The organism is Agrobacterium sp. (genome assembly GCF_032092815.1).
GTDB lineage: Bacteria > Pseudomonadota > Alphaproteobacteria > Rhizobiales > Rhizobiaceae > Agrobacterium.
Genome location: NZ_DAMDBP010000018.1, coordinates 1 through 21947 on the forward strand (window position 1 = coordinate 1; position 21947 = coordinate 21947).

At 55.3% G+C, this 21947-nt stretch carries 21 protein-coding genes and 1 pseudogene; 8 read left to right on the forward strand and 14 right to left on the reverse strand.

The genetic code is table 11. From position 1 onward, the window contains the following. From RT613_RS12730 to RT613_RS12745, 4 genes are all read right to left on the reverse strand, one after another. Positions 1-919: histone deacetylase family protein (locus RT613_RS12730; protein WP_313615853.1), on the reverse strand; the 919-nt coding region annotated here is incomplete at its 3' end. Positions 920-968: 49 nt separating this feature from the next. Continuing rightward, positions 969-1532, reverse strand: coding sequence for a biotin transporter BioY (locus tag RT613_RS12735; RefSeq protein WP_313615854.1), 564 nt, complete (start codon positions 1530-1532; stop codon positions 969-971). Between the two features lie 4 nt (positions 1533-1536). Continuing rightward, positions 1537-2169, reverse strand: coding sequence for an energy-coupling factor transporter transmembrane protein EcfT (locus RT613_RS12740; protein WP_313615855.1), 633 nt, complete (start codon positions 2167-2169; stop codon positions 1537-1539). Continuing rightward, the gene (locus RT613_RS12745; RefSeq protein WP_313615857.1) at positions 2166-2846 is read right to left on the reverse strand and encodes an ABC transporter ATP-binding protein; all 681 of its coding nucleotides are present in this window, start codon (positions 2844-2846) and stop codon (positions 2166-2168) included. The genes RT613_RS12740 and RT613_RS12745 overlap by 4 nt, the downstream gene beginning before the upstream one ends. A gap of 151 nt (positions 2847-2997) precedes the next feature. On the opposite strand from RT613_RS12745, the gene RT613_RS12750 reads away from it, so the two are divergent. Continuing rightward, positions 2998-4191 carry a winged helix-turn-helix domain-containing protein gene (locus RT613_RS12750; RefSeq protein WP_313615858.1) on the forward strand — a complete coding sequence of 398 codons (1194 nt, stop codon included), beginning with the start codon at positions 2998-3000 and terminating at the stop codon, positions 4189-4191. A 32-nt stretch (positions 4192-4223) separates the two neighbouring features. Here RT613_RS12750 and ribB read toward each other — a convergent pair whose 3' ends face one another. The 3 genes and pseudogenes from ribB to RT613_RS12765 form a co-directional block, all read right to left on the reverse strand. Further along, positions 4224-5333: a 3,4-dihydroxy-2-butanone-4-phosphate synthase gene (gene ribB / locus RT613_RS12755; protein ID WP_313615859.1), complete on the reverse strand. Its 1110-nt coding sequence runs from the start codon at positions 5331-5333 to the stop codon at positions 4224-4226. Between the two features lie 10 nt (positions 5334-5343). Then, on the reverse strand, positions 5344-6441 hold the full coding sequence (gene aroC / locus RT613_RS12760) for a chorismate synthase (protein WP_313615861.1): 1098 nt from the start codon (positions 6439-6441) through the stop codon (positions 5344-5346). A gap of 132 nt (positions 6442-6573) precedes the next feature. Continuing rightward, positions 6574-8666: pseudogene (locus RT613_RS12765) on the reverse strand (EAL domain-containing protein); the annotation flags it as partial. Between the two features lie 1177 nt (positions 8667-9843). On the opposite strand from RT613_RS12765, the gene RT613_RS12770 reads away from it, so the two are divergent. Together RT613_RS12770 and RT613_RS12775 are read left to right on the forward strand one after the other, a co-directional pair. Then, positions 9844-10005, forward strand: a complete 162-nt coding sequence (locus RT613_RS12770) for a hypothetical protein (protein ID WP_313615862.1) — start codon at positions 9844-9846, stop codon at positions 10003-10005. A gap of 4 nt (positions 10006-10009) precedes the next feature. Then, on the forward strand, positions 10010-10270 hold the full coding sequence (locus RT613_RS12775; RefSeq protein WP_313615863.1) for a DUF1344 domain-containing protein: 261 nt from the start codon (positions 10010-10012) through the stop codon (positions 10268-10270). Positions 10271-10317: 47 nt separating this feature from the next. Here RT613_RS12775 and RT613_RS12780 read toward each other — a convergent pair whose 3' ends face one another. The 4 genes from RT613_RS12780 to RT613_RS12795 form a co-directional block, all read right to left on the reverse strand. Continuing rightward, the gene (locus RT613_RS12780; RefSeq protein ID WP_313615865.1) at positions 10318-10908 is read right to left on the reverse strand and encodes a histidine phosphatase family protein; all 591 of its coding nucleotides are present in this window, start codon (positions 10906-10908) and stop codon (positions 10318-10320) included. 34 nt (positions 10909-10942) lie between these two features. Continuing rightward, the gene (gene fabI / locus RT613_RS12785) at positions 10943-11761 is read right to left on the reverse strand and encodes an enoyl-ACP reductase FabI (RefSeq protein ID WP_313615867.1); all 819 of its coding nucleotides are present in this window, start codon (positions 11759-11761) and stop codon (positions 10943-10945) included. A gap of 232 nt (positions 11762-11993) precedes the next feature. Then, positions 11994-13121, reverse strand: a complete 1128-nt coding sequence (locus RT613_RS12790) for a DnaJ C-terminal domain-containing protein (RefSeq protein ID WP_313615869.1) — start codon at positions 13119-13121, stop codon at positions 11994-11996. Between the two features lie 204 nt (positions 13122-13325). Beyond that, on the reverse strand, positions 13326-13688 hold the full coding sequence (locus RT613_RS12795) for an RT0821/Lpp0805 family surface protein (RefSeq protein WP_313615870.1): 363 nt from the start codon (positions 13686-13688) through the stop codon (positions 13326-13328). A 148-nt stretch (positions 13689-13836) separates the two neighbouring features. Between RT613_RS12795 and pdxH the strand changes: the two genes are divergently transcribed. Next, entirely contained in the window at positions 13837-14457 is a 621-nt protein-coding gene (pdxH, locus tag RT613_RS12800) for a pyridoxamine 5'-phosphate oxidase (protein ID WP_313615973.1), read from the forward strand. 123 nt (positions 14458-14580) lie between these two features. After that, positions 14581-15183 (forward strand): hypothetical protein, encoded by a 603-nt coding sequence (locus RT613_RS12805; protein ID WP_313615872.1) that lies wholly within the window; start codon positions 14581-14583, stop codon positions 15181-15183. Here RT613_RS12805 and RT613_RS12810 read toward each other — a convergent pair. The 3 genes from RT613_RS12810 to RT613_RS12820 form a co-directional block, all read right to left on the reverse strand. Beyond that, complete coding sequence (locus RT613_RS12810) at positions 15175-15843, reverse strand: HAD family phosphatase (protein WP_313615874.1); 669 nt, start codon at positions 15841-15843, stop codon at positions 15175-15177. The two genes, RT613_RS12805 and RT613_RS12810, sit on opposite strands and share 9 nt — an antisense overlap. Further along, the gene (gene tldD, locus RT613_RS12815) at positions 15840-17255 is read right to left on the reverse strand and encodes a metalloprotease TldD (protein WP_313615876.1); all 1416 of its coding nucleotides are present in this window, start codon (positions 17253-17255) and stop codon (positions 15840-15842) included. The genes RT613_RS12810 and tldD overlap by 4 nt, the downstream gene beginning before the upstream one ends. A 156-nt stretch (positions 17256-17411) precedes the next feature. After that, a complete protein-coding gene (locus tag RT613_RS12820; RefSeq protein ID WP_313615877.1) occupies positions 17412-17945 on the reverse strand; it encodes an invasion associated locus B family protein in 534 nt (177 codons plus the stop codon). Between the two features lie 322 nt (positions 17946-18267). Between RT613_RS12820 and coxB the strand changes: the two genes are divergently transcribed. The 3 genes from coxB to cyoE all read left to right on the forward strand — a co-directional run bounded on the left by coxB (position 18268) and on the right by cyoE (position 21907). Next, positions 18268-19164, forward strand: a complete 897-nt coding sequence (gene coxB, locus RT613_RS12825) for a cytochrome c oxidase subunit II (RefSeq protein ID WP_409558819.1) — start codon at positions 18268-18270, stop codon at positions 19162-19164. 16 nt (positions 19165-19180) lie between these two features. Continuing rightward, on the forward strand, positions 19181-20881 hold the full coding sequence (gene ctaD / locus RT613_RS12830) for a cytochrome c oxidase subunit I (RefSeq protein WP_313615879.1): 1701 nt from the start codon (positions 19181-19183) through the stop codon (positions 20879-20881). A gap of 72 nt (positions 20882-20953) precedes the next feature. Then, positions 20954-21907, forward strand: a complete 954-nt coding sequence (gene cyoE, locus RT613_RS12835) for a heme o synthase (RefSeq protein WP_313615881.1) — start codon at positions 20954-20956, stop codon at positions 21905-21907. The last annotated feature ends 40 nt before the right edge of the window (positions 21908-21947 follow it).

A 21947-nucleotide genomic window follows, 5' to 3' on the forward strand; every position in this document is an offset into this window, starting at 1 on the left:
TCAAAATATGCATGGCTGCCGATTCCGCCAGCCCTTCCAGATCATAACCGCCTTCAAGCAGGCTGACGACCCGGTTCTGGCAATATTTGTCGGCCATCTCCAGAAGACGACCGGTTGCCCAGTCGAAATCATCACCCACCAGATTGATATGCGCGAGCGGATCACGGTGATGCGCATCAAAACCGGCAGAGATGATGATCAGATCAGGCGAGAAATCTGCAATGGCCGGCAAAACGCGGGATTTGAAGGCTTCGCGGAAATGATCGCTGCCGGTGTTGGGTGAAAGCGGGGCGTTGACAACATTGTCTTTGACGCCAGTCTCGTTCTTGGCGCCACTCCATGGATAAAGTGGCATTTGGTGGGTGGAGCAGAACAGGACTGACGTATCGTCCCAGAAAATGTCCTGTGTACCATTGCCGTGATGAACATCCCAATCGACAATCGCCACCCGTTCGGCACCGTGAACCTTCTGGGCGTGGCGTGCAGCGATTGCTGCATTGTTAAACAGGCAAAACCCCATGGCCTTGGATTTTTCGGCGTGGTGACCGGGTGGCCGTGACGCAACGAAAACATTGTCGGCTGCACCTGTGAAAACGTCGTCCACTGCAGCCATGGCAGCACCGATACCGGTCAACGCGGTCTGCAGGCTTTTGGGCGAAGCATAGGTATCGGCCTCAAGCCGGTTGATCCTGCCTTCTTCCTCGGGAATTTCACGCATCACACCGATGAGATGCTCTTCCGGATGCGCCAGAAGCACCGCATCCTCATTGGCCTGTGGCGCCTGCTTGCGCTCGAGGCCAACGAAATTCGGGTGCTCCAGCGCAATGTTGAGCGACCGTAACCGATCGGGGCGCTCAGGGTGTCCCTCCGGTGTCAGGTGTTCGAGAAAAATAGGATGCTCATAAAGACGTGTGGCCATGGTCTATCCAGGTGTCTTTTCGAAAAATGATCGGACGTGAAAACGGGGATCAGGCGCGTTGTGGCAAAAGCGGATAGCCCGCCAGAACTGCACGTCCGGCAAGCGCTGCTAGAACAGCCTTGACGACGTCACCTGGAATGAAAGCCATTGAGCCCCAAAAGGCGTTACTGAAACCAGTGCCTGTCGCAATTGCCAAATAGGTGATGCCGAAAACATACAGGACGACAACACCGCCAGTTAAGCTGGCCATGAAAAAGCCGACGCCTTGAACGAGACCGGATTGCTGGCGGTTGACCAGCATTTCAGACAAGTAGCCAGTCACGAAGGCAGCGGCGACCCAGCCGATCAGAAAACCGGTTGTGGGTGTGTAAAATATCGACATACCACCGCGGCCACCCGACAGCACCGGCAGGCCAATGGCGGCAATCAGGATCGTCAACAGCACGGCCAATGTGCCACGTTTCGCACCGAGCACGACGCCGGCCAGCATGACGCCGAGCGACTGTGCGGTGATGGGAACGGGGATAAAACCGAGCGGGATCGGTGGCAGCAATCCAAGCGCGATGATGATCGCTGAAAACAACGCAATAAGAACGATGTCACGGGTCTTCATGGGTTTAGTCTCCCCTCAAAATATCTGGAGATGAGGTTTGGCCTCTGAAACCGCGCGCGTCAATGGCGTCGGCAATCGCATCAGCATCCTTCAACGTCATTATAACAAGCGGAACAAGGATCGTGTGCAGTTTCGTGCGTATCCCGCGAGCCCGGTGGGCATCCTGCAACAACTCGTAGCGATGAATAACCTCCGGCACGAAACGGATGACCAGCCCCACGGCAAGGCCAATGTCGGCCGCCTTTACCAGCCCCAGTTTTTCCAGGGGACGAAGGGCAAGCGTAATTTCATCCATGAACTGCGAAATACTGACGCTGGCGGTCACCGCAGTTGCCAGCAGTGTCAATGCGGTCAGGCGTAGCAGGGCGATGATTGCGTCGAGCGGCGAGGCAAACACGAAACTGAAAAGAGCAATAATGCCAATGGTCAACAGCACTGGCCGCAGCCGTGACAGGGTCTCACGCAGCCCCAGACGAGCCTGCCACAGAACAATTCCACCGACCAAAACGCCTGTTGCCAGAAGGGGGAGGTCTCTGGTCAGAAAAAGCGCAATACTGAAAGCCGCAAGACCAAGCAGCTTGACGCGTGGCGAAAGCCGATAGAGCCAACCGGTTCCTTCGACGTGAAGGCTCCTCATGACAGGGCCAGCTTTTTATAAAGCTCGATAGCCTCGCCAGGCGATGTATCGGCGTGCAGATGGCCCTGATGAAACCCCAGGACCCGGTCGAAACTTGCAAGCAATGGCAGGTCATGGGTGATGACGATCAGATCCTGCTCCAGTCCCGCCATGGTGTTCTCCACCAGCGCCCGGTTCTTCAGATCAAGCTGGTTGGTTGGCTCATCCATGATCAGGATTTTGGGGCCGGTGATGGTGAGTGCTGCCAGTGCTGCAAGCTGCAATTCGCCGCCGGAGATTTCATGAGCGCGGCGGGTTGCCAGATGTTCAATGCCAAGGCGCTGAAGCGTTGTATCGACTGCCGCATCGATTGCAGCCTTGTCCATGCGCCGGTTTTTCAGGCCAAAGGCTATGTCATCACGAATGATCGGCAGGATGATCTGGTTTTGCGGGTTCTGGAATATGAAGCCCACCTGTCTTAGAACCGCGGCATCGTCCTTGACCGTATCAAGACCATTGACAGTGACAGTGCCACTCGTCGGTTTGGTCAGGCCATTGACCATGCGGGCGAAGGTGGTTTTTCCGGAACCATTCAGGCCGATAATGCCGATACGTCGCTCGGTCAGCGTCAGGCTGAGGGGGTGAAGAGCGACCCGATTTTCAAACTGTGCGCCCGCTTGGCTGAAGCAGATATCCAACCGCTCCGTCTCCTGAACATGCGATGACTGTATCAATTGCGTGCGGCACGTTTGGAACATTGCGCTCAACCTGTAAAGGTCCCGCCATGTAGCGAATGTGAACAAAAAAAGAACATTGCATTTCGAAATATATCGCACTAACCTTTCGACCATGGCTATTCAGATCGAAAATCAGCTGGCGCGACGGTTGTTTCTGGCAAAGCAGGGGCTTTGTGCAGCACCGGCACGCGCCATGAACAAGCAGGGTCTGCTGCAACTTGTCGATGATATCGGTTTTGTGCAGGTCGACAGTATTGCGACCGTGGAGCGCGCCCACCACCAGATCATCTTTTCGCGCAATCGCACCTATAAACCCAAACATCTGACCGAACTTCTTGAGAAGGATCGGTTGCTGTTTGAGCACTGGACCCACGACGCCTCCATTCTGCCGGCGCGGTTTTTCCCTTACTGGAAACATCGTTTCCGTCGCCGCGAACCAGTGATCATTGAGCGCTGGAGCAAGTGGCAGGGGGAGGGGTTTCGTCAATCTGTCGATGAAACCTATGCCCGCATTGTGGAAAATGGCCCGGTGATGTCGCGTGACATGAAGGCTGAGGATCATAAGTCGGGCGGCTGGTGGAATTGGCACCCCTCCAAAACGGCACTGGAATTTCTGTGGCACACCGGCAAACTGTCCATTGCTGGTCGGGTGAATTTTCAAAAGGTTTATGACCTGACCGAACGCGTGCTTCATCAGCACCACCATGAACCTGATGTTGAACACGATGAATTTCTCGACTGGGCATGCCGGGAGGCGCTCAAGCGGCTTGGTTTTGCGACATCGGGCGAGATTGCCGCCTTCTGGGATATCGTTACGCCGCAGGAAGCCAAGGAGTGGATTGAAACACACCGCGATGAGCTGACCGATGTGACCATCGCATCCTCCGATGGCAAGACATTGCGCTCGTGTGTTGCTTTCCGCGAGATCTCCGATGATCTGCAAGCCATGCCCGAGGCGCCGAATGGAATTCGCGTTTTAAGCCCATTTGATCCGCTATTGCGAGACCGGGCGCGGGCCGAACGGCTGTTTGGCTTTTTTTATCGCATCGAGGTGTTCGTGCCCGAACCGAAGCGGCAATATGGCTATTACGTCTTTCCCCTCCTGGAAAAGGACCGGATGATCGGGCGGATCGACATGAAGGCGGATCGCAAACAGGGAACGCTGGATGTGCGCCGCCTTTGGCTGGAGCCGGGTATCCGTGCCTCCGCAGGGCGCCTTGACAAGCTGGACGCCGAGCTGAAGCGGTTGGCCCGATTTACCGGTGTTGAAAGCGTCAATTATCTGGATGGCTGGAAAGGGGAATGATCCCCTTTCACCGGCAATCTAAAACTCTGTTATCAGCAGATTTCGGTTTCCGTGATATTGATGCCAAACCCTTCAAGGCCGACATAATGGCGCTCGCGGCTGGCCAGCAGCTTGATTGACGTGATGCCAAGATCCTTGAGGATCTGCGCGCCAAGACCAATTTCCAGCCACTCATGTTCACGTGACCTTGCCTGTGCATGGTCTTCGTCAATCGTTGTCTTTTTGCGATTGCGGCTTGGATCGCTTGACTGTCCAACACCAACAGAACCTTCGCGCAGGTAGACGATAACACCGCGTCCCTGTTCGGCAATCTTCTGCATGTAATGCTGCACGGGCTGTTTGTTGCCAAAGATATCGTCGGCAACATTTTCTGGATGCAGGCGAACTGGAATATCGACGCCGTCACGGATATCACCGAAGATGATCGCCATATGCTGCATCGGATCCCAGGGCAGGGAGTAGGTTTGTGCCTTGGCAGGCCCATAGGGCGTGTCGATGGTGAAAGCCGATTCCATGTCCACCAGCGTTTCCTTGCGCTGGCGGTAGGCGATGAGATCGGCAACAGACACCTGTTTCATGCCGTGGGTTTCGGCAAAAGCCGACACCTGCGGGCCACGCATGACGGTGCCGTCATCATTGACCAGTTCACTGATCACGCCAATCAATGGCAGGCCTGCGAGCTTGCACAGATCAACGGCTGCTTCCGTATGGCCGGAGCGCATCAGAACGCCGCCCTCACGCGACACCAGCGGGAAGATATGGCCGGGGCGAGTAAAATCGGCCGCACCGACATTGGGGTTGGCGAGATTGCGCACCGTCAAGGTGCGATCATCGGCCGAAATGCCTGTTGTGGTGCCGTGTTTGAAATCCACAGAAACGGTAAAGGCCGTGGTGTGGGCGCTGTCGTTTTCAGCCACCATGGCATTGAGGTTCAGGCGTTTCGCTTCTTCACGGGGCATTGGCGCACAGACGATGCCGGAGGTGTGGCGCACGATGAAGGCCATCTTTTCCGCTGTGCAATGCACGGCAGCTACGATCAGATCGCCTTCGTTTTCGCGGTCGTCATCATCCATGACCACAACGATTTCGCCAGCTTCGAAGGCACGAATTGCTTCAACGACGCGTTTTTGATCATAGGCCATGCTTACGCTCCTATTTCAGACGGCCGGTCTGGCCACGATCTCTCAGATAATGATCGGCAACAGTGCAGGCAACCATGGCCTCACCGATTGGAACAGCGCGGATACCAACGCATGGATCATGCCGACCCTTGGTGCGGACATCGACATTCTTGCCATCGGCATCGATCGACTGGCGTTCCGTCAGAATGGAGGAGGTTGGCTTGATTGCGAAACGTGCCACGATAGGCTCGCCGGTAGAAATACCACCAAGAATGCCACCTGCATGGTTGGACAGGAAGATAGGCTTGCCATCATTGCCCATTCGCATCTGGTCGGCATTTTCTTCTCCGGTCAGTTCCGCAGATGCAAACCCCTCACCAATCTCGACGCCCTTGACGGCGTTGATAGACATCAGGTTGCTGGTGATGTCCTGGTCGAGCTTGGCGTAGATCGGTGCGCCCAGACCTGCCGGTACATTTTCCGCGATAACCTCGACAACCGCGCCGATCGACGAGCCAGCCTTGCGAATACCGTCGAGATATTCTTCCCAAACTGGAACCATCTCGGCGTCAGGGCAGAAGAACGGGTTCTGGTCGATCTGGTCCCAGTCCCAATTGTCACGGTTGATCTTGTGTTTGCCGATCTGCACCAGTGCGCCTCGCACCGTCACCTGCGGCAATATCCGGCGGGCGAGTGCGCCTGCGGCGACACGGGCTGCGGTCTCGCGCGCCGATGAACGGCCGCCGCCGCGATAGTCACGAATGCCATATTTCAGGTCATAGGTGTAATCGGCATGGCCGGGGCGGTATTGGCGGGCGATCTCGCCATAATCCTTGGAGCGCTGGTCTGTGTTTTCGATCAGCATGGAAATCGGTGTGCCGGTGGAAATGAATGTCTCGCCATCCTCATCCAGCATGACGCCGGAGAGAATTTTGACGATATCGTCTTCGCGGCGCTGGGTCACAAAACGGCTTTGACCCGGTTTGCGCTTGTCGAGAAAGTCCTGAATGTCCCGTTGTGTAAACCGGACGCCGGGAGGGCAGCCGTCAACGACACATCCCAAGGCTGGACCGTGGCTCTCGCCCCAGGTGGTAACGCGGAAAAGATGACCGAAAGTATTGTGCGACATGTATTCAGACCAAGGCAATCGCGGCCTGTTGTGTCGGCCACATTGTTGATGAAAGCAAAGCTGTCATAGTGGAAAAAGGAAAGAAGGCAAAAGCCTTTCTTCTCCTTTTGGGATCAGAAAGGCATTTCCGTCTCACGACGCCATCGACCAGACGCCTGACTTGGCCTGTGCAGAAAAGTCTTCCGCACTCAGTGGTTTGGCAAATGCGTATCCCTGCAAAATGTCACATCCCATCTGCGCCAGCATGGTGGCATGGTCCATGCTTTCCACACCTTCCGCCACGGTTTCAATGCCCAGTGAGCGGGCAATATCTATGATGGAGCGGACAAGCGCGCGTTCCTGCGACGCCCCAAGAATGGGCATGACGAGCTGGCGGTCAATCTTCAAACGCTTCGGTTTCAGGCGCAGCAGGCTGACAATGGAGGTATGACCGGTGCCGAAGTCATCGACCTCGATATCGATGCCCAGCGCCTTGATCCGTTCGATGTTTGAGGAAACCATGTGTTCGCTATCGTCGAGGAAGATGGATTCGACCAGTTCGAACGCTACTTCGCCGGGCATGATGTTCAGATCGGCAAGACTTTCAATCAGGTTTTCATTGTTGAGCCGCCGCAGCGAAACATTGACCGACACCCTCGGCAAGGTCACGCCCTTGAGGTTCCACAGGCGTTTGTCGGTCAGCGCCGTTTCCAGCACCTGCCGGTCGAGAGACGCCATCACATTGAGATCTTCGGCAATTTTCAGGAACTTGTCGGATGACGCCAACGGATCAGTGCCTCTGCCCCGGCAATTTCCCGGGTCTTGGCGCAGAATTGCGGCTGATACCAGGTTTCGAATTCACCGTTTTCGATGCCGGACAGAATCTCGTCCGCTATACGTTTGTTGTTGATGACTTCGGCCTGCAGGTTCTGCGTGAAGAACTCATAACGATTACGACCCATGCTCTTGGCCCGGTAAAGCGCAAGGTCTGCATTGATCAGAGTCTTGCGGGCATCGACATTGTGGCCTTCGGCAAAGGCAATACCGATGGAAACGCCGCAGCGACAGGAGAAGCCTTCAAAATCCATCGGCTGGCGGAAAGCTCCGATAATATTGAGTGACAAGGTCTTGAGTTTTTCCCGTTCGCAATTGTTGTGCACCACAATCACGAACTCATCACCGCCAATACGCGCAACAAGATCATCCTCATGCACGTGGTGCTTGAGAATTTTGGCAGCATGCACCAGCATCGCATCACCGGCCGCATGGCCGAGCGTGTCGTTGATCTGCTTGAAACGGTCGAGATCCAGATGGATGATGGCAAAGCGGCTCCGGTTGATGGACTTGTGCTGTGACAGCGCATCCAGTTCCAGATCCAGCTTGCGACGGTTGAACAGTCCGGTCAGTGGATCATGCAGCGAATTGTGCTCGATGCGGTTCTTGGCAATTTCCAACTCGGCATTCTTGGCTTCTGCGTCTTCCTTGGCCGTTTGCAACTGCTGGGCCAGCAGCATGTCAGTGGTGATATCAAAGGCAATACCGACGATTTTGCCTTCGCCACTGCGTCCCCTGTAAATCTGGCCAACCGAGCGGACATAGCGTACATCACCGGACGGCATGCGCACACGCTGGATATCGGACAACTGCGTATTGTTGGCGGTAGAGGTGTCGGCGCGTTCTGCTGCCGTCTCGCGATCTTCAGGCACTAGACATTGCAGCCAGCGCTCGCGGGTAACATGGCCGTCGCCAACATAGTCCAGCTCGTAAAGCTGGTGCATGCGTCGGTCCCAGATTGCTCCGCTCTGGTTGAGGTGCGATTCCCAGGTGCCACACTGATAAGAGGCAAGCGCCAGATCAAGGCGGCCAGACAACTGCTCAAGATCCTGTTCGCGGCTGAACAGTTCCTGCAAGGCAAGCTCCAGCTCTGCGTTCTTGATCTCGGTGGTGGACATGGCGTCGCGCAGATTCTGCTCCATGACGCTGTCGGCCGACACATCCCAGGCAATGCCTGTGGTGCGCCGTGTGCCATCCGGTCTGGTATAATTTGCGCCAGCCGAGCGAATATAACGGATCGTGTTGTCTGCCAGTTTCAGGCGGTAAACCTGCGAGAAGGTCTTGGTGCCAAGCATGCAGTTAAAGACATAGGCTTCGGTCGCGGCCCGATCTTCCGGCACCACCATGTTCAGCCATTGCTGCAAGGACACGTCCTGTTCCAGCATCTGCAGGCCATGCAGGCCACAGGCGCGTTCATCCCAGAAACAGCGTTCGCCGTGCTCATCCAGTTCCCATATGCCGATGTTGGATGATTCCATTGCCAGTTTGAAACGTTGGGAAATTTCCTGCAGCCGGCTTTCGCGGGCACGCAAAACCGCGATGTTGCGGTTGCGTTCGGAAATCAGGAAACTGGCAATAAAGATTGGCAGGATCATTGCGATGGCGGCGGAAGACAGCGCCAGCCGGAACGTGCCTTTGCCTTCAGGCATAGCGTCCCAGCCGTTCTTCGGGCTGGCCATGATGTCCCAGGACCCGCCGGGAATATTGAGCTGGCGGATGGCGGGATCGGCATTGACGATATGCCCCGCACCACTGAAAGCCGATACCGCATCGGTGTTCTTCAGGGCAACTTCAAGCCCGTCCATTTCTCTGGCAACGTCATTGTCCGGATGGGCATTGGCCGCTTCCAGGAACTTGTCCTGATCAATGACCAGAACAACCGCGCCGTGGGCATTGGCATCATCCGTTTCGCTGTCCATGATCGGGACAACCAGAATGAGCGTGCCGTCTTCGGCATTGGTCATGATGGGGGTGGTGAGTTTGCCATCCCCTGCAGCGCCTTGACGGATTTCCTCAAGCCGCTTTTCCATCATCTCCCGGATTTTTTCCTTTGGAAAATCCGAGACCCAGCGAGCAGGGTAGATATTCTGCAATTGGAAGCCAGGCGCTATGCCAATACTGATGAAATGACCGCTTGAATTGAGGTTGTGTTCGGCGAGGCTCCCGAAACGCTCGATTGGATCGGCGGACAGATTGATGGTTGAATGCGCCAGAGAGCGTATCAGACTGACGTCATGGTTAATGCGCTTAGACAATCTGTTGTGCAGCAGTTGCGACAGCTTATGCGCCGTCGTGCGCAATTCGGCGCGGAAATTATCGGTATGGCGCATGTCCACGATAATGACGGCAACAATCACCACGAAGGAAAGCAACAGCGATGCGACGAGCGAACCACGGTAAGTGCTAGAAATTTTTGTATATTTTTGCTGAAAAAAAGATGCTGCACTCAAATCGGGAAAATTCTCCTCGCCAGAAAGTGTGCCTCATCGGTGAAATACTGTGAAATAAAACACAGTTTTCATAGGCATTCTCAATTTACCCAAGCCAGCATAATAGTGGACACGAGTTAATATAGACTTGAAATTTTACTTGGCAGCAGTTGGTGGGGAAATCCCGTTGCGGCAACTTGATTGCTTTTGGAAATCAGGTCATCAATTGCGCCAAAATGTCATTGTTAAGGGCGAATTCCGCCACAATCAGGAGGCAAATCTTGTCACAGGTTTTGATGGCGAATGCGCTTGGGAAGGTTAAGTCAATGCGTTTGATGATTGCGGCACTTTTGGCGACGGCAAGTCTCCTGTCACCCATCAACGGCTTTGCACAGAGCGCTGACGTGGAATCCACCATCAGCAAGGTCGACGAAAACGGCCTGAGCATCACCCTGAGCGATGGCAAGAACTACAAGGTTCCGGAAGAGTTCAATTTCGAAGGCCTGAAAGCTGGCGTGAAAGTGGTCGTTTTCTACACTGAGGTTGACGGCAAGCGCGTCATTGATGATCTGGAAGTTCTCCAGTAACATCAGGCTGATCTAACCAGTTCAGCTCAAACAACGAACTGGCTGGTTCACAGCCAGTTGGCTGACTTTTCAGCAAGGGAAAGTTTCAGGATACGATCCTGGGGGATTTCTGTATTGGCCGCAATGGCGGTGTCCATTCCCGTTACCAGCCTGAAAATCGACCTGATAACGCCGCCATGGCACACGCAGACCGTTGGCTTATCGACCGACGACAGCCAGGCGCCAATCCGCCATGACAGGATCTCGTAGCTTTCGGCGTGTTTGCCCGGTGGAATGAAGTCCCACTTGGCCTTGTTGCGGGCCTTGACGCGGTCGGGCACATCTAGTTTCAGCTCGGGAAGGGTGCGGCCTTCCCAGTCTCCAAAAGAAATTTCCACCAAGCGGTCGTCGGTCCTGTAATCCAGTGGAGGCAGCTGCATCGCACCACGGATAAGCTGCATCGTTTCCCGGGTGCGGCCAAGCGGACTGGCCACAAAATCATATTGCGGGACCGTATCTCCCAGCAGGTCTCCGAGAGCTTTGCCATTTGCGACTGCCTGAGAGCGGCCGAAATCATTCAACGGTATGTCTTTTTGCCCTTGAAGGCGGCGTTCGGCATTCCAGTCGGTCTGTCCATGTCTGATTACATAGATAAGCACGCGTATCCTTTCGCCGCCTTCCGGCGCATTACAGTCAGTCTTTGACGACAGAGATGTCTGGTGCATCCACTGCCTTCATGCCGATGGTATGATAACCCGAATCGACATGGTGAATTTCGCCGGTAACACCGGTCGAAAGATCAGACAGCAGATATAGTGCTGACTTGCCGACTTCCTCGATGGAAACGGTACGCTTGAGCGGCGCGTTATATTCGTTCCACTTGAGGATATAGCGGAAGTCACCGATGCCGGATGCAGCCAGTGTCTTGATCGGGCCTGCCGAAACGGCGTTGACGCGGATACCACGGTTGCCGAGGTCTACCGCGAGGTAACGAACGCTCGCCTCGAGAGCTGCCTTGGCAACACCCATGACGTTGTAGTTCGGCATGACCTTTTCCGCACCGTAATAGGTGAGGGTAATGATGGAGCCGCCATCATTCATGATTGGCTCGGCGCGCTTGGCAACAGCGGCCAGCGAGAATACCGAAATGTCCATGGTGCGGTTGAAATTGTCGCGGCTGGTGTCGAGGTAACGGCCTGTTAGTTCGTCCTTGTCGGAAAAGGCGATGGCGTGCACCACGAAATCGATCTTGCCCCAGTGCTTCTCAAGCGCTGCAAAAACCTCGTCAATCGTTGCTAGGTCCGTGACATCACAGTGGCCGGCCATGAACGCGCCCAGCTCTTGTGCCAGCGGTTCAACACGCTTTTTCAAGGCGTCGCCCTGCCAGGTCAATGCAAGCTCTGCACCTGCGTCAGCGCAAGCCTTGGCAATGCCCCAAGCGATTGAACGGTTGTTTGCGACGCCCATGATGAGGCCGCGTTTGCCAGCCATGAGACCGGATGCCTGAGCCATTTTATGCCCCCTGATACTTGCAGCGTCGTGCGGTTTGTAAAACGCACCAAGGACACCGCAACATTTTACGTTGCTGCATAATTTTTGCCTCCAATCGATTCCGATTGAAGGAACTACGCAGTGGATTGACCTGCCTATGGCATAGCCTGCTTTCCGGTTCAAGCAGGCAGCAGATCATCTCCTGTTTGGGAGCGTAACAAAGGGTGCGCCACCAACAGCTTTCGTGAAAATGTCACAAATAAAGGCCCTGACGCATGTGGCGCATCAGGTCGGTGACCTTCTCGTCCGGCTTTTCGAGCAGGACAATACGGATTTCCATCACCAGGTCTCCACGGCCGCCCTTGTCGTCATAAAGGCCTTTGCCGGGAATACGGATGGTCTGGTCGGAACCGGACCAGGCTGGAACGGTGACCGAAATTTCGCCTTCCGGTGCCAGCAATGTGGTTTCGCAGCCAAGCACGGCATCCTGAAGCGAGACGGAAAGCGGCGTGTGAATATCAAAGCCGTTGATGCGGAAATTGTCGCTGCGTGCCGCAAGCAAAGTGATGGTGAGATCACCGCGCTGCATGCCTGGAATTTTCAGGCCCTGGCCTTTCAACCGCACGACATGACCATCGGTCATACCGGGCTCAATCTGGAAGCGGACTTCGCGTTCATCGCTCAAGGTCAGGCTGATGGATTTCTTTTCCAGGAAATCGCTGACACTGACAGTGGCCTCGGCGGTGATATCTGGGGCTTTTTCAAGCACCGGCGCCGTATTGCCGGTCAAGCGCTTGAACAGCGACGTGATGAAGGAGCCGGCTGCCAGAATGGCAGCGGGTGTCTTGTCGGCATTAGGGTCAGTCTCGGCACTTGCTTGTGCCTCGTCCGAAGAAGCTGTCGAGCCCGAATTACCTGTTGTTGCCGTATCACTAGGCGAGGCTTTTGCTTGCTGCTGGCGTGCCTGCGCTCCGAAAATACGCTCGAGCATATCTTCTGGCGCTTCGGGAGCGGCCTGGTCACTGGTCTTGCCGGCTGTCGCACCTTGTGGTTTGCGGGCTTCGGCCTTTGCCAGCTCTTCCATCAGTTTTTCGGCAGCCTTGGCACGCTCGACGGCTTCACGCGCAGCTTCACGCTGTTGCATGATGGTTTGCTCACGTTTGTGCGCGGCGGCCTTGCGGGCCTGGTCGTAAAGATCACGTTTCTTGGGATCTTTCAGCATGTCGTAAGCCTGCCCGACTTCGGCAAAACGTTGTGTTGCGTTTGGATCATCCCGGTTCTGATCGGGATGGACAGACTTGGCCTTGGAGCGCCATGCCGCTTTTATTTCATCTGCGGCCGCGTCTCTTTTAACGCCGAGTACGGAATAAGGATCACGCATACGAACCACCGGTAACGCTTTTCCCTGTCCTTCTCGTCATGAGAACAAGGGTGAAAATACACTTGCGGTAAGCTGGTCGCGATCATTCGCGCCCTCTCCCTGCTTAAACTGCACATGATTTTGGCGATAAGTTGCTAATCAGACCTTTACGCATCGGGGTCTGCGGTCGTCGCGGTGGGTTTTCGCGTGGATAAGGTAAATAGTTTATTTCTGGTTGAAGCGGGTCATCAACCATTCGCCAGTCTCGGAAAGGCATGTCTGCCCCGAATAGCTGGCGATGCCCTCATAGGAATGGCGTGTCGTATCGAAATTGCGGCAAAGAAAGCCGCTTGTACTGTCTTCACGGATGGCAGTGATCACACCTGCACTACCGGTCGTGGTGTTGGCCCAGGGAAGGGGGCTGTTGGACAGTTTGGAAAGATCGGCCGAGGTGACGGCATTGCGCACGGTGACATCATCTGTCTGTGCATTGGAACGGCTGGTGCCGGAAACCGATCCGGTTGACAAGCTGCTGTCAGCCTTGTCGCCACCGAACAGGTTCAGGCTGCTGACGCAGGAAGTAAGCATCAAAACAGCCGACATGCACAGCAAAACACCTGCGCCTGTTTGTACGCTGCTCTTTGTTCGCCTGTTCGACTTTGCTATGACGTTCACCATCTTCATGCCGGAGATCATCTCCGGGTTTGCCAATCAGTTCTGGAGCTTTTTATTCAATATGTCTGAAAGTGGGTTAACAACCGGTGACTTCACCGAGGAAAACGAACCCTTTGCTCTTTTCGGGCAATGGCTGAACGACGCAACTACGTCTGAAATCAACGATCCGAATGCGGTCGCATTGGCAACTGTCGATGAATACGGCATGCCGAGCGTCCGCATGGTTCTCCTCAAGGATTTTGATGAGCGAGGTTTCGTATTCTATACGAACTTCGAGAGCCGCAAAGGACTTGAAATTCTTGGCCAGAAAAAGGCGGCCATGTGTTTTCACTGGAAATCGCTGCGCAGGCAGGTGCGCATTCGCGGCGAAGTCGAAGTGGTCAGTAATGAAGAGGCGGATGCCTATTATGCATCGCGACCACGGGGCAGCCGCATCGGCGCATGGGCGTCCAAACAGTCCCGTCCGCTGGAAAGCCGCTTTGCACTGGAAAAGGCAGTTGCCGAATATACAGTGCGGTATGCAGTTGGCGACATTCCGCGCCCGCCACACTGGTCCGGCTTTCGCATTCGCCCGGTCACCATCGAATTCTGGCATGACCGCAATTTCCGTCTGCATGACCGTGTCGAGTTCCGCCGTGAAACGGTAGAGGGTGACTGGAACAAGGTTAGGATGTATCCGTAATCTCTTCGCAGATGCATGGCCGAAATTCCGTCATGCATCTGCAAGCTATCTGCTTGTCATCAAGGCGCCCGGTCTCGTTCCGGGCTGCATCGCCTTGGGCAGTGCAGTTTTCCGAGGAATGAAATGAAGCGTCTTATGGCCTGCACGAAGGCTCTGGTATATGTGCAGTCGCTTGCTATTGTGGTTTTGGTATCTGGTTTTGCATCTGTCGCACCCGCACAGGAGTTGAACGAGGCGACACTCAAGGCAGGCGTCGCAGCCTATGGTGATGCGAAGGAAGCCAGACGTGTTGAAGCCGAAGTTTCCGGTTACGTAAAGTCAGGTGATATGGAGGGGCTCATTCGTTTGGCTGAAGATATTCAGACGAGGGATGGCGAGCTTTTGAATATCCTCACCGCAATTCTCGAACAACAGGGAGAAGGTGTGAGTGAGGAGTTTGCTGCCTTGGCGGTTGATCCTCACCAGATCGCGCTGTCGATAGGCCCGTGCCATCACGCCAATGTGGCCATCCGCATGCTGGCCATGATGATTGCCGATAGTGCCGAACCGGTGATCCAAAACGACGTGATAATGGTCGATGGCACCCAACTGGACGATGTCTTTGCGGACTCGATGAATCACTGCGAACGCATGAACCAGCTTCCGCAACGCGCCACAGAAATCGGTTCCAGTTGCGCCGTGACCGCTGCGTGCGAAATCGAGACGGAGGTTAGCCCGTCACCCTGACCTGAAAAAATCTGCGACATTAAATAGACTGTCGCAGATCGCCACGCATTTTTCCTGCATCTCGTCTGTTACATGCAAAATGTCAGGGATCATCACGGTCATCGCACCTGCCGCCGAAGCTGAGCGGACACCGGTATAGGAATCTTCCAGCGCGAGACAAAAGCGCGGTTCCACACCCAGTTTTTTTGCGGCCAGCAGATAGGGTGCAGGAGAGGGCTTTGGCGCATCATAATCGCCACGCGCCACAATGTGATTGAAACGTTCAATCAGCCCGAAATGGCCAAGACGCTGTTTCACCGTTTCATGGCCGGAAGAGGTGGCGACGGCGCAAGCCACACCCGATGCCTCAAGCACATCAAGGCATTCAACCACACCGTTTTTCAGCGGCACAACATCCCTCGACATCAACCCATGATGTTTCAGCCATGAACTCTTGAACGGCTCGACGGGAAAATCCGTGCCGTGGTTTTTGACGAGCAGTGTGGTGATGTCGGTCCATGTGCAGCCGCACAGACTATTATAAGCGTCCGGCTGCATGTCATGCCCGCATTCAGCCGCAGCCGCCATCATCGATCTGCGATAGAGCGCTTCACTGTCGATCAGCAGGCCGTCCATATCGAATATGACGGCCTGGGGGCGGTGGGGTAAAACAGCGATCAAGCCTGCGTGCCGCCCACAGTGACCTGATCCATGCGCAGGTGCGGCTGACCAACGCCAACCGGCACCCACTGGCCGGCCTTTCCACAATTGCCAATGCCGGTGTCGAGCTTCATGTCGTTGCCGACCATCGAAATGCGTTTCATGGCATCTGGACCATTGCCAATCAGCATGGCACCCTTGACCGGTGCGCCGATTTTGCCGTTCTCGATCAGATAGGCCTCGGTGCAACCAAACACGAACTTGCCGGAGGTGATGTCCACCTGGCCGCCACCGAAGGAAACGGCATAAATGCCCTTCTTGACCGAGGCGATGATTTCTTCCGGCGTCTTGTCGCCACCCAGCATATAGGTGTTGGTCATGCGTGGCATTGGCACATGCGCATAACCCTGACGTCTACCGTTGCCGGTCGGCGTCATGCCCATCAGGCGCGCATTCTGACGGTCCTGCATATAACCAACCAGCTTGCCGTTTTCGATCAGCACATTGTAGGCCGATGGTGTACCCTCATCGTCGATGGTGATGGAGCCACGGCGATTGTCGATGGTGCCATCGTCAACCACGGTCACACCAGGTGCAGCAACCATTTCGCCGAGCAGGCCGGCAAAGGCTGAGGTTTTCTTGCGGTTGAAGTCACCTTCTAGACCGTGGCCAACAGCTTCGTGCAACATCACGCCGGGCCAGCCCGAGCCGAGCACGACATCCATGGTGCCGGCTGGCGCATCGATGGCGCTCAGATTGACCAGCGCCTGTCGCAATGCCTCATCTGCGCCGCGCTGCCAGTTGTCGGTTGCAATGAAATCGCCAAAACCGATGCGTCCGCCGGAGCCGAAGGAGCCAGCTTCCTGACGATCACCTTCACCGGCGATAACGGAAATATTGATGCGGGTCATCGGGCGGATGTCGCTAACCCGGTGGCCATCGGCGCGCAGAATATCGACAACCTGCCAGCTTGCCGATACCGACGCCGTGACCTGACGGACCTTCGGATCCTTGTCACGAAGATAGGTGTCGATGTCCTGCAGCAGCTTGACCTTCTCTTCGAAGCTCGGCGAGCCGATCGGGTTCTCGTCACCATAGAGTTTACGGTTGGTGCCTTGTGGTGCCGCAGCGTAAGAACCGGAGTAACCCTTGGTTACGGCCGAAACCGCATCTGCAGCACGTTTGAATGCGCCCTCGGACAATTCGCCTGCATGGGCATAACCGACGGTTTCACCGGCAACGGCGCGCAAACCAAAGCCCTGGTCTGTATTGAAGCTGCCACCTTTCAGGCGGCCATTGTCGAAAGTCAGCGATTCCGCCTGGGCGTGTTCAATAAAAAGCTCGCCGTCATCCGCTCCTGAAAGAGCATCTGCCACAAGCGAGCGCATCTTTGCTTCGTCGCAATCAAACAGGGACAGAAGATCTTTCGTCATCACTTGCTCCATCGGTTTGCCATGGTTGCCGTAAAACTAGGGATTTACCGCACACTGCCAACCACAACGTAAAATTATGAAGGGCGTCCGCCGGGTCTGCGAACGCCCTTGTCATGATGTAGGCTCTGGTGCTCGCTGGTGCAAGCAGGAGATGAATTACGGCAGCGCGTCATAACCTTCCGCAAAGCCGGAAAGTTCGATCGGAATACCGACGCGGTCCTGATCGACCGATTCACGCAGCGCAAAAACGGCGTTCTTGCCAGCGCGCAGCACCTTCATCAACTCGTCGTCAATGTCCACTTCAACATAGCAGCCTTCGGAAAAGCAGCGTGTAAAATAGGCGCGACCAATATTGTTGTTGTCGACGTAAAGCTCCATGCCGTCCTTCAACAGAACGCCCAGCGGTGCGAGAATACGCAAAATACGCGACTTGCGGTCAGCGGTTTTCAGAACGACGACCGAAAGGCCAACTTCCGGCCTGTCATCAGCAATCACGTTCTGCATCAGCGCGCATTGTTCTTCGGATGCACCGGCAGGTTTGTCGCAGATAACCGACCATGAACCATGGTTGGAGCGTGCCATGCCAGGGGCGGCTGGCTGCTGTTGTTGCGCCATAACCGAAGCGGTAGGCATGATGATCGCAAGTCCCGCTGCTGCAAGGACAGTACGGGCAAACGGGGTGAAACCCATGAGTACCTCTGGAATTCGAATCAATGCGGCTATTTTGCCCTTCGCTCAAGGAAATGAAAGCCTTAATCCTTCAATTCCAGTTGAGTGCGGCGGAAATTGGACTGAGCCGCGAATTCTTCAAACGGGACGGGGCCTGCGCCTAGTCCCTGTTTTTAAGATATAAACGATGAAAAACATTCTGAAGTTGATGAATGGCAAAAAGCCGCACCCGCTTTCGATTGCGGATATTGCGGCAACGTGCAAACTATGGTTTGAGTTTATTCTATAGCATGGATTCTGCGTTTGAGTTTGAGATGGATCAAACGCGTGAGGGAGAGATACCGTGATTAACAGAATTTACGTGGCGCTGGGGGCATTTTTCTGTCTGCTCACGGCTGGCGGCGCCCATGCCGACCAGCCGGTACATTGGCAAATGGGGATGCAGGAAGCCGCTACATCTATCATGCACGACATTCGTGCATTCGAGCAGTACACCCTGTGGTTCATTGTGCCGGTTACGCTTTTTGTACTTGTGCTGCTGATTCTCGTGGCAGTAAAGTTCCGCGCATCGGCCAACCCGGTGGCATCCAAGACCAGCCATAACACGGCCATTGAAGTGGTCTGGACGCTGGCGCCAGTGTTGATTCTGTTGCTTCTGGCATTCCCGTCGTTCAAACTGTTGAATGCACAGCTTGTTCAGCCGGAAAACCCTGACCTGACATTGAAGGCGACGGCCACCCAGTGGCTGTGGAGCTATGAATACGAGGCGGTGGAGGGGGCCGAACCCGTATCTTTCGATAGCTACATGTTGAAGGAAGAAGACAGAGCGGCCATCGGCAAGACCGACAAGGCTGTTTATCCGCGTCTTCTCGCCGTTGATAATGAACTGGTTGTTCCGGTTGGCAAAACCGTTCGCCTGCTGGTGACGTCTGCACCGACCGACGTTATCCATTCCTTTGCAATGCCAGCCTTCGGTATCAAGATCGATGCTGTGCCGGGCCGTTTGAACGAAACCTGGTTCAAGGCAGATCGTGAAGGTCTTTATTATGGTCAGTGTTCCGAGCTTTGCGGCAAGGACCATGCCTATATGCCAATCGCCATACGGGTGGTTTCCGAAGATCAGTACAATAGCTGGCACGCTGCTGCAGGTTCCGACCTCGGCGCGGCCAACAAGGCACTGACTGCTTCTGTCGAGGGTGGGGAACGCACCGTCGAAGTGGCTGGAAACGAAACCAAGTAAAGGTAGGGTGAGGCAAATGGCTGGACATTCCGCACACGACGACCATCACTCTCATGGTCATTCCGCTCACGATGAGCACGCGCATGACGAACATCATGCACATACACCAGGCTTTTTTGCGCGCTGGTTCCTGTCGACCAACCACAAGGATATCGGCACGCTGTATCTGATTTTCGCGATCATCGCGGGTATCGTCGGCGGCGGCCTTTCGGTTGTCATGCGTATGGAACTGCAAGAGCCGGGCATTCAGATTTTCCACGGCCTTGCGGCCATGGTTTATGGGTTTGAAGGTGATGCCGCCATCGACGGCGGTAAGCACATGTTCAACGTGTTCACCACCGCGCACGCCCTCATCATGATCTTCTTCATGGTGATGCCTGCGCTGATCGGCGGTTTTGCCAACTGGATGGTGCCGATCATGATCGGTGCGCCTGATATGGCGTTCCCGCGTCTGAACAACATTTCTTTCTGGCTGATCGTACCGGCCTTTATCCTGCTGATCCTGTCGCTTTTTGTGGAAGGACCTGCAGGTGCCTATGGTGTCGGTGGCGGTTGGACGCTTTATCCGCCACTCTCAACGACTGGTATGCCCGGTCCGGCGGTTGACCTTGCGATCTTTGCGCTGCACGTTTCTGGTGCGTCGTCGATCCTGGGTGCGATCAACTTCATCACCACCATTCTCAACATGCGTGCGCCTGGCATGACCCTGCACAAGATGCCGCTGTTTGCATGGTCGGTGCTGGTCACTGCATTCCTGCTTCTGCTCTCTATGCCAGTTCTGGCTGGTGGCATCACCATGCTGCTGACCGACCGTAACTTCGGTACGGCGTTCTTCTCGCCGGAAGGCGGCGGTGACCCTATCCTGTACCAGCACCTGTTCTGGTTCTTCGGTCACCCTGAAGTGTACATTCTGATCCTGCCTGCATTCGGTATCATCAGCCACATCGTGTCCACCTTCTCGAAGAAGCCGGTTTTTGGTTACCTCGGCATGGCTTATGCCATGGTGGCCATCGGCGCCGTTGGCTTCATCGTCTGGGCGCACCACATGTATACGGTTGGCCTTTCGCTCGAAGCACAGCGTTATTTCGTGTTTGCAACGATGGTGATCGCCGTTCCGACCGGTATCAAGATCTTCTCGTGGATCGCCACGATGTGGGGTGGTTCCTTGACCTTCCGCACACCGATGATCTGGGCCATCGGCTTCATCTTCCTGTTCACCGTTGGTGGCGTCACGGGCGTGCAGCTCGCCAATGCCGGTCTCGACCGCTCGCTGCATGACACCTATTACGTGGTTGCACACTTCCACTACGTACTGTCGCTGGGTGCGGTGTTTGCGATCTTTGCTGGCTGGTACTACTGGTTCCCGAAGATTACCGGTTACATGTACAACGAAACCATTGGTAACATTCACTTCTGGGTCATGTTCGTGGGCGTGAACCTGGTGTTCTTCCCGCAGCACTTCCTCGGTCTTGCAGGCATGCCGCGTCGTTACATCGACTACCCGGATGCCTATGCCGGCTGGAACATGGTTTCATCCTACGGTTCCTATATTTCCGCAGTGGCTGTTCTAATCTTCCTTTACGGTGTATGGGAAGCCATGGCGAGGAAGCGTGTTGCGGGTGATAACCCGTGGGGCGAGGGTGCGACCACCCTCGAATGGCAGCTTTCGTCGCCGCCTCCTTACCACCAGTGGGAACAGCTTCCGCGCATTCGCTAAGGCGAAGTGACGTAGGCTCAAGGATATCGCGCCGATGCGCGGTATCCTGTTTGAATCAGGATTAAGTTTGAAATGACCGTTATCGACAATCACGACGTATTGGACGCTAAAGGCGCTGGCCTGTCAGAAGCCGGTGCGCGTGATTATTTCGAATTGCTCAAGCCGCGTGTGATGTCGCTTGTGGTGTTCACGGCCTTTGCCGGCCTTATTGTTGCCCCTGGCAGCCTGAACCCTATACTCGGCTTCATTGCCGTTCTGTGTATTGCCGTTGGTGCTGGCGCCTCCGGTGCACTGAACATGTGGTATGATGCGGATATCGACGCCGTGATGACCCGCACCGCCAAACGCCCGGTTCCCTCCGGACGGATCGCGCCGGGCGAGGCACTGGCTTTCGGTCTGACGTTGTCGGCCTTTTCCGTGATGATCCTTGGCCTGGCCCTGAACTGGCTGGCCGCAGGCATTCTCGCCTTTACAATATTCTTCTATGCTGTGGTCTACACGGTTTGGCTGAAGCGCTCGACACCGCAGAACATCGTTATCGGTGGCGCGGCAGGCGCGTTTCCTCCGATGATCGGCTGGGCCTGCGTTACCGGTGACGTGACGCTGAACAGCGTTCTCCTGTTCCTTATCATCTTCCTGTGGACGCCTGCGCATTTCTGGGCGCTGGCGCTGTTCAAGATGAAGGATTATGGCTCTGTCGGTATTCCTATGATGCCGAATGTTGCGGGCGAAGCCTCGACCAAAAAACAGATGCTGGCCTATACGCTGCTGACCTCGGTTGTCGCTGTTGCGCCATCCTTTACGGGCCTTGCAGGTGTTGGGTACGGTATTTTTGCCGGCGTGCTCAGCATCATCTTCATCTACTTTTCGCTCATCGTTCTGCGCATGCCGGATGGTGATGAGAAGATGGTGCCCGCAAAGAAGATGTTCGCCTATTCGGTATTTTACCTGTTTGCGGTTTTCTCGGCTTTGCTGGCCGATCATGTCGTGCCGTCGTTCCAGACACTGATGGCGGGGTGGGCCTGATGGAAACTGTAAAGCCGAGCGAAGCGCAGAAGAAATCCCG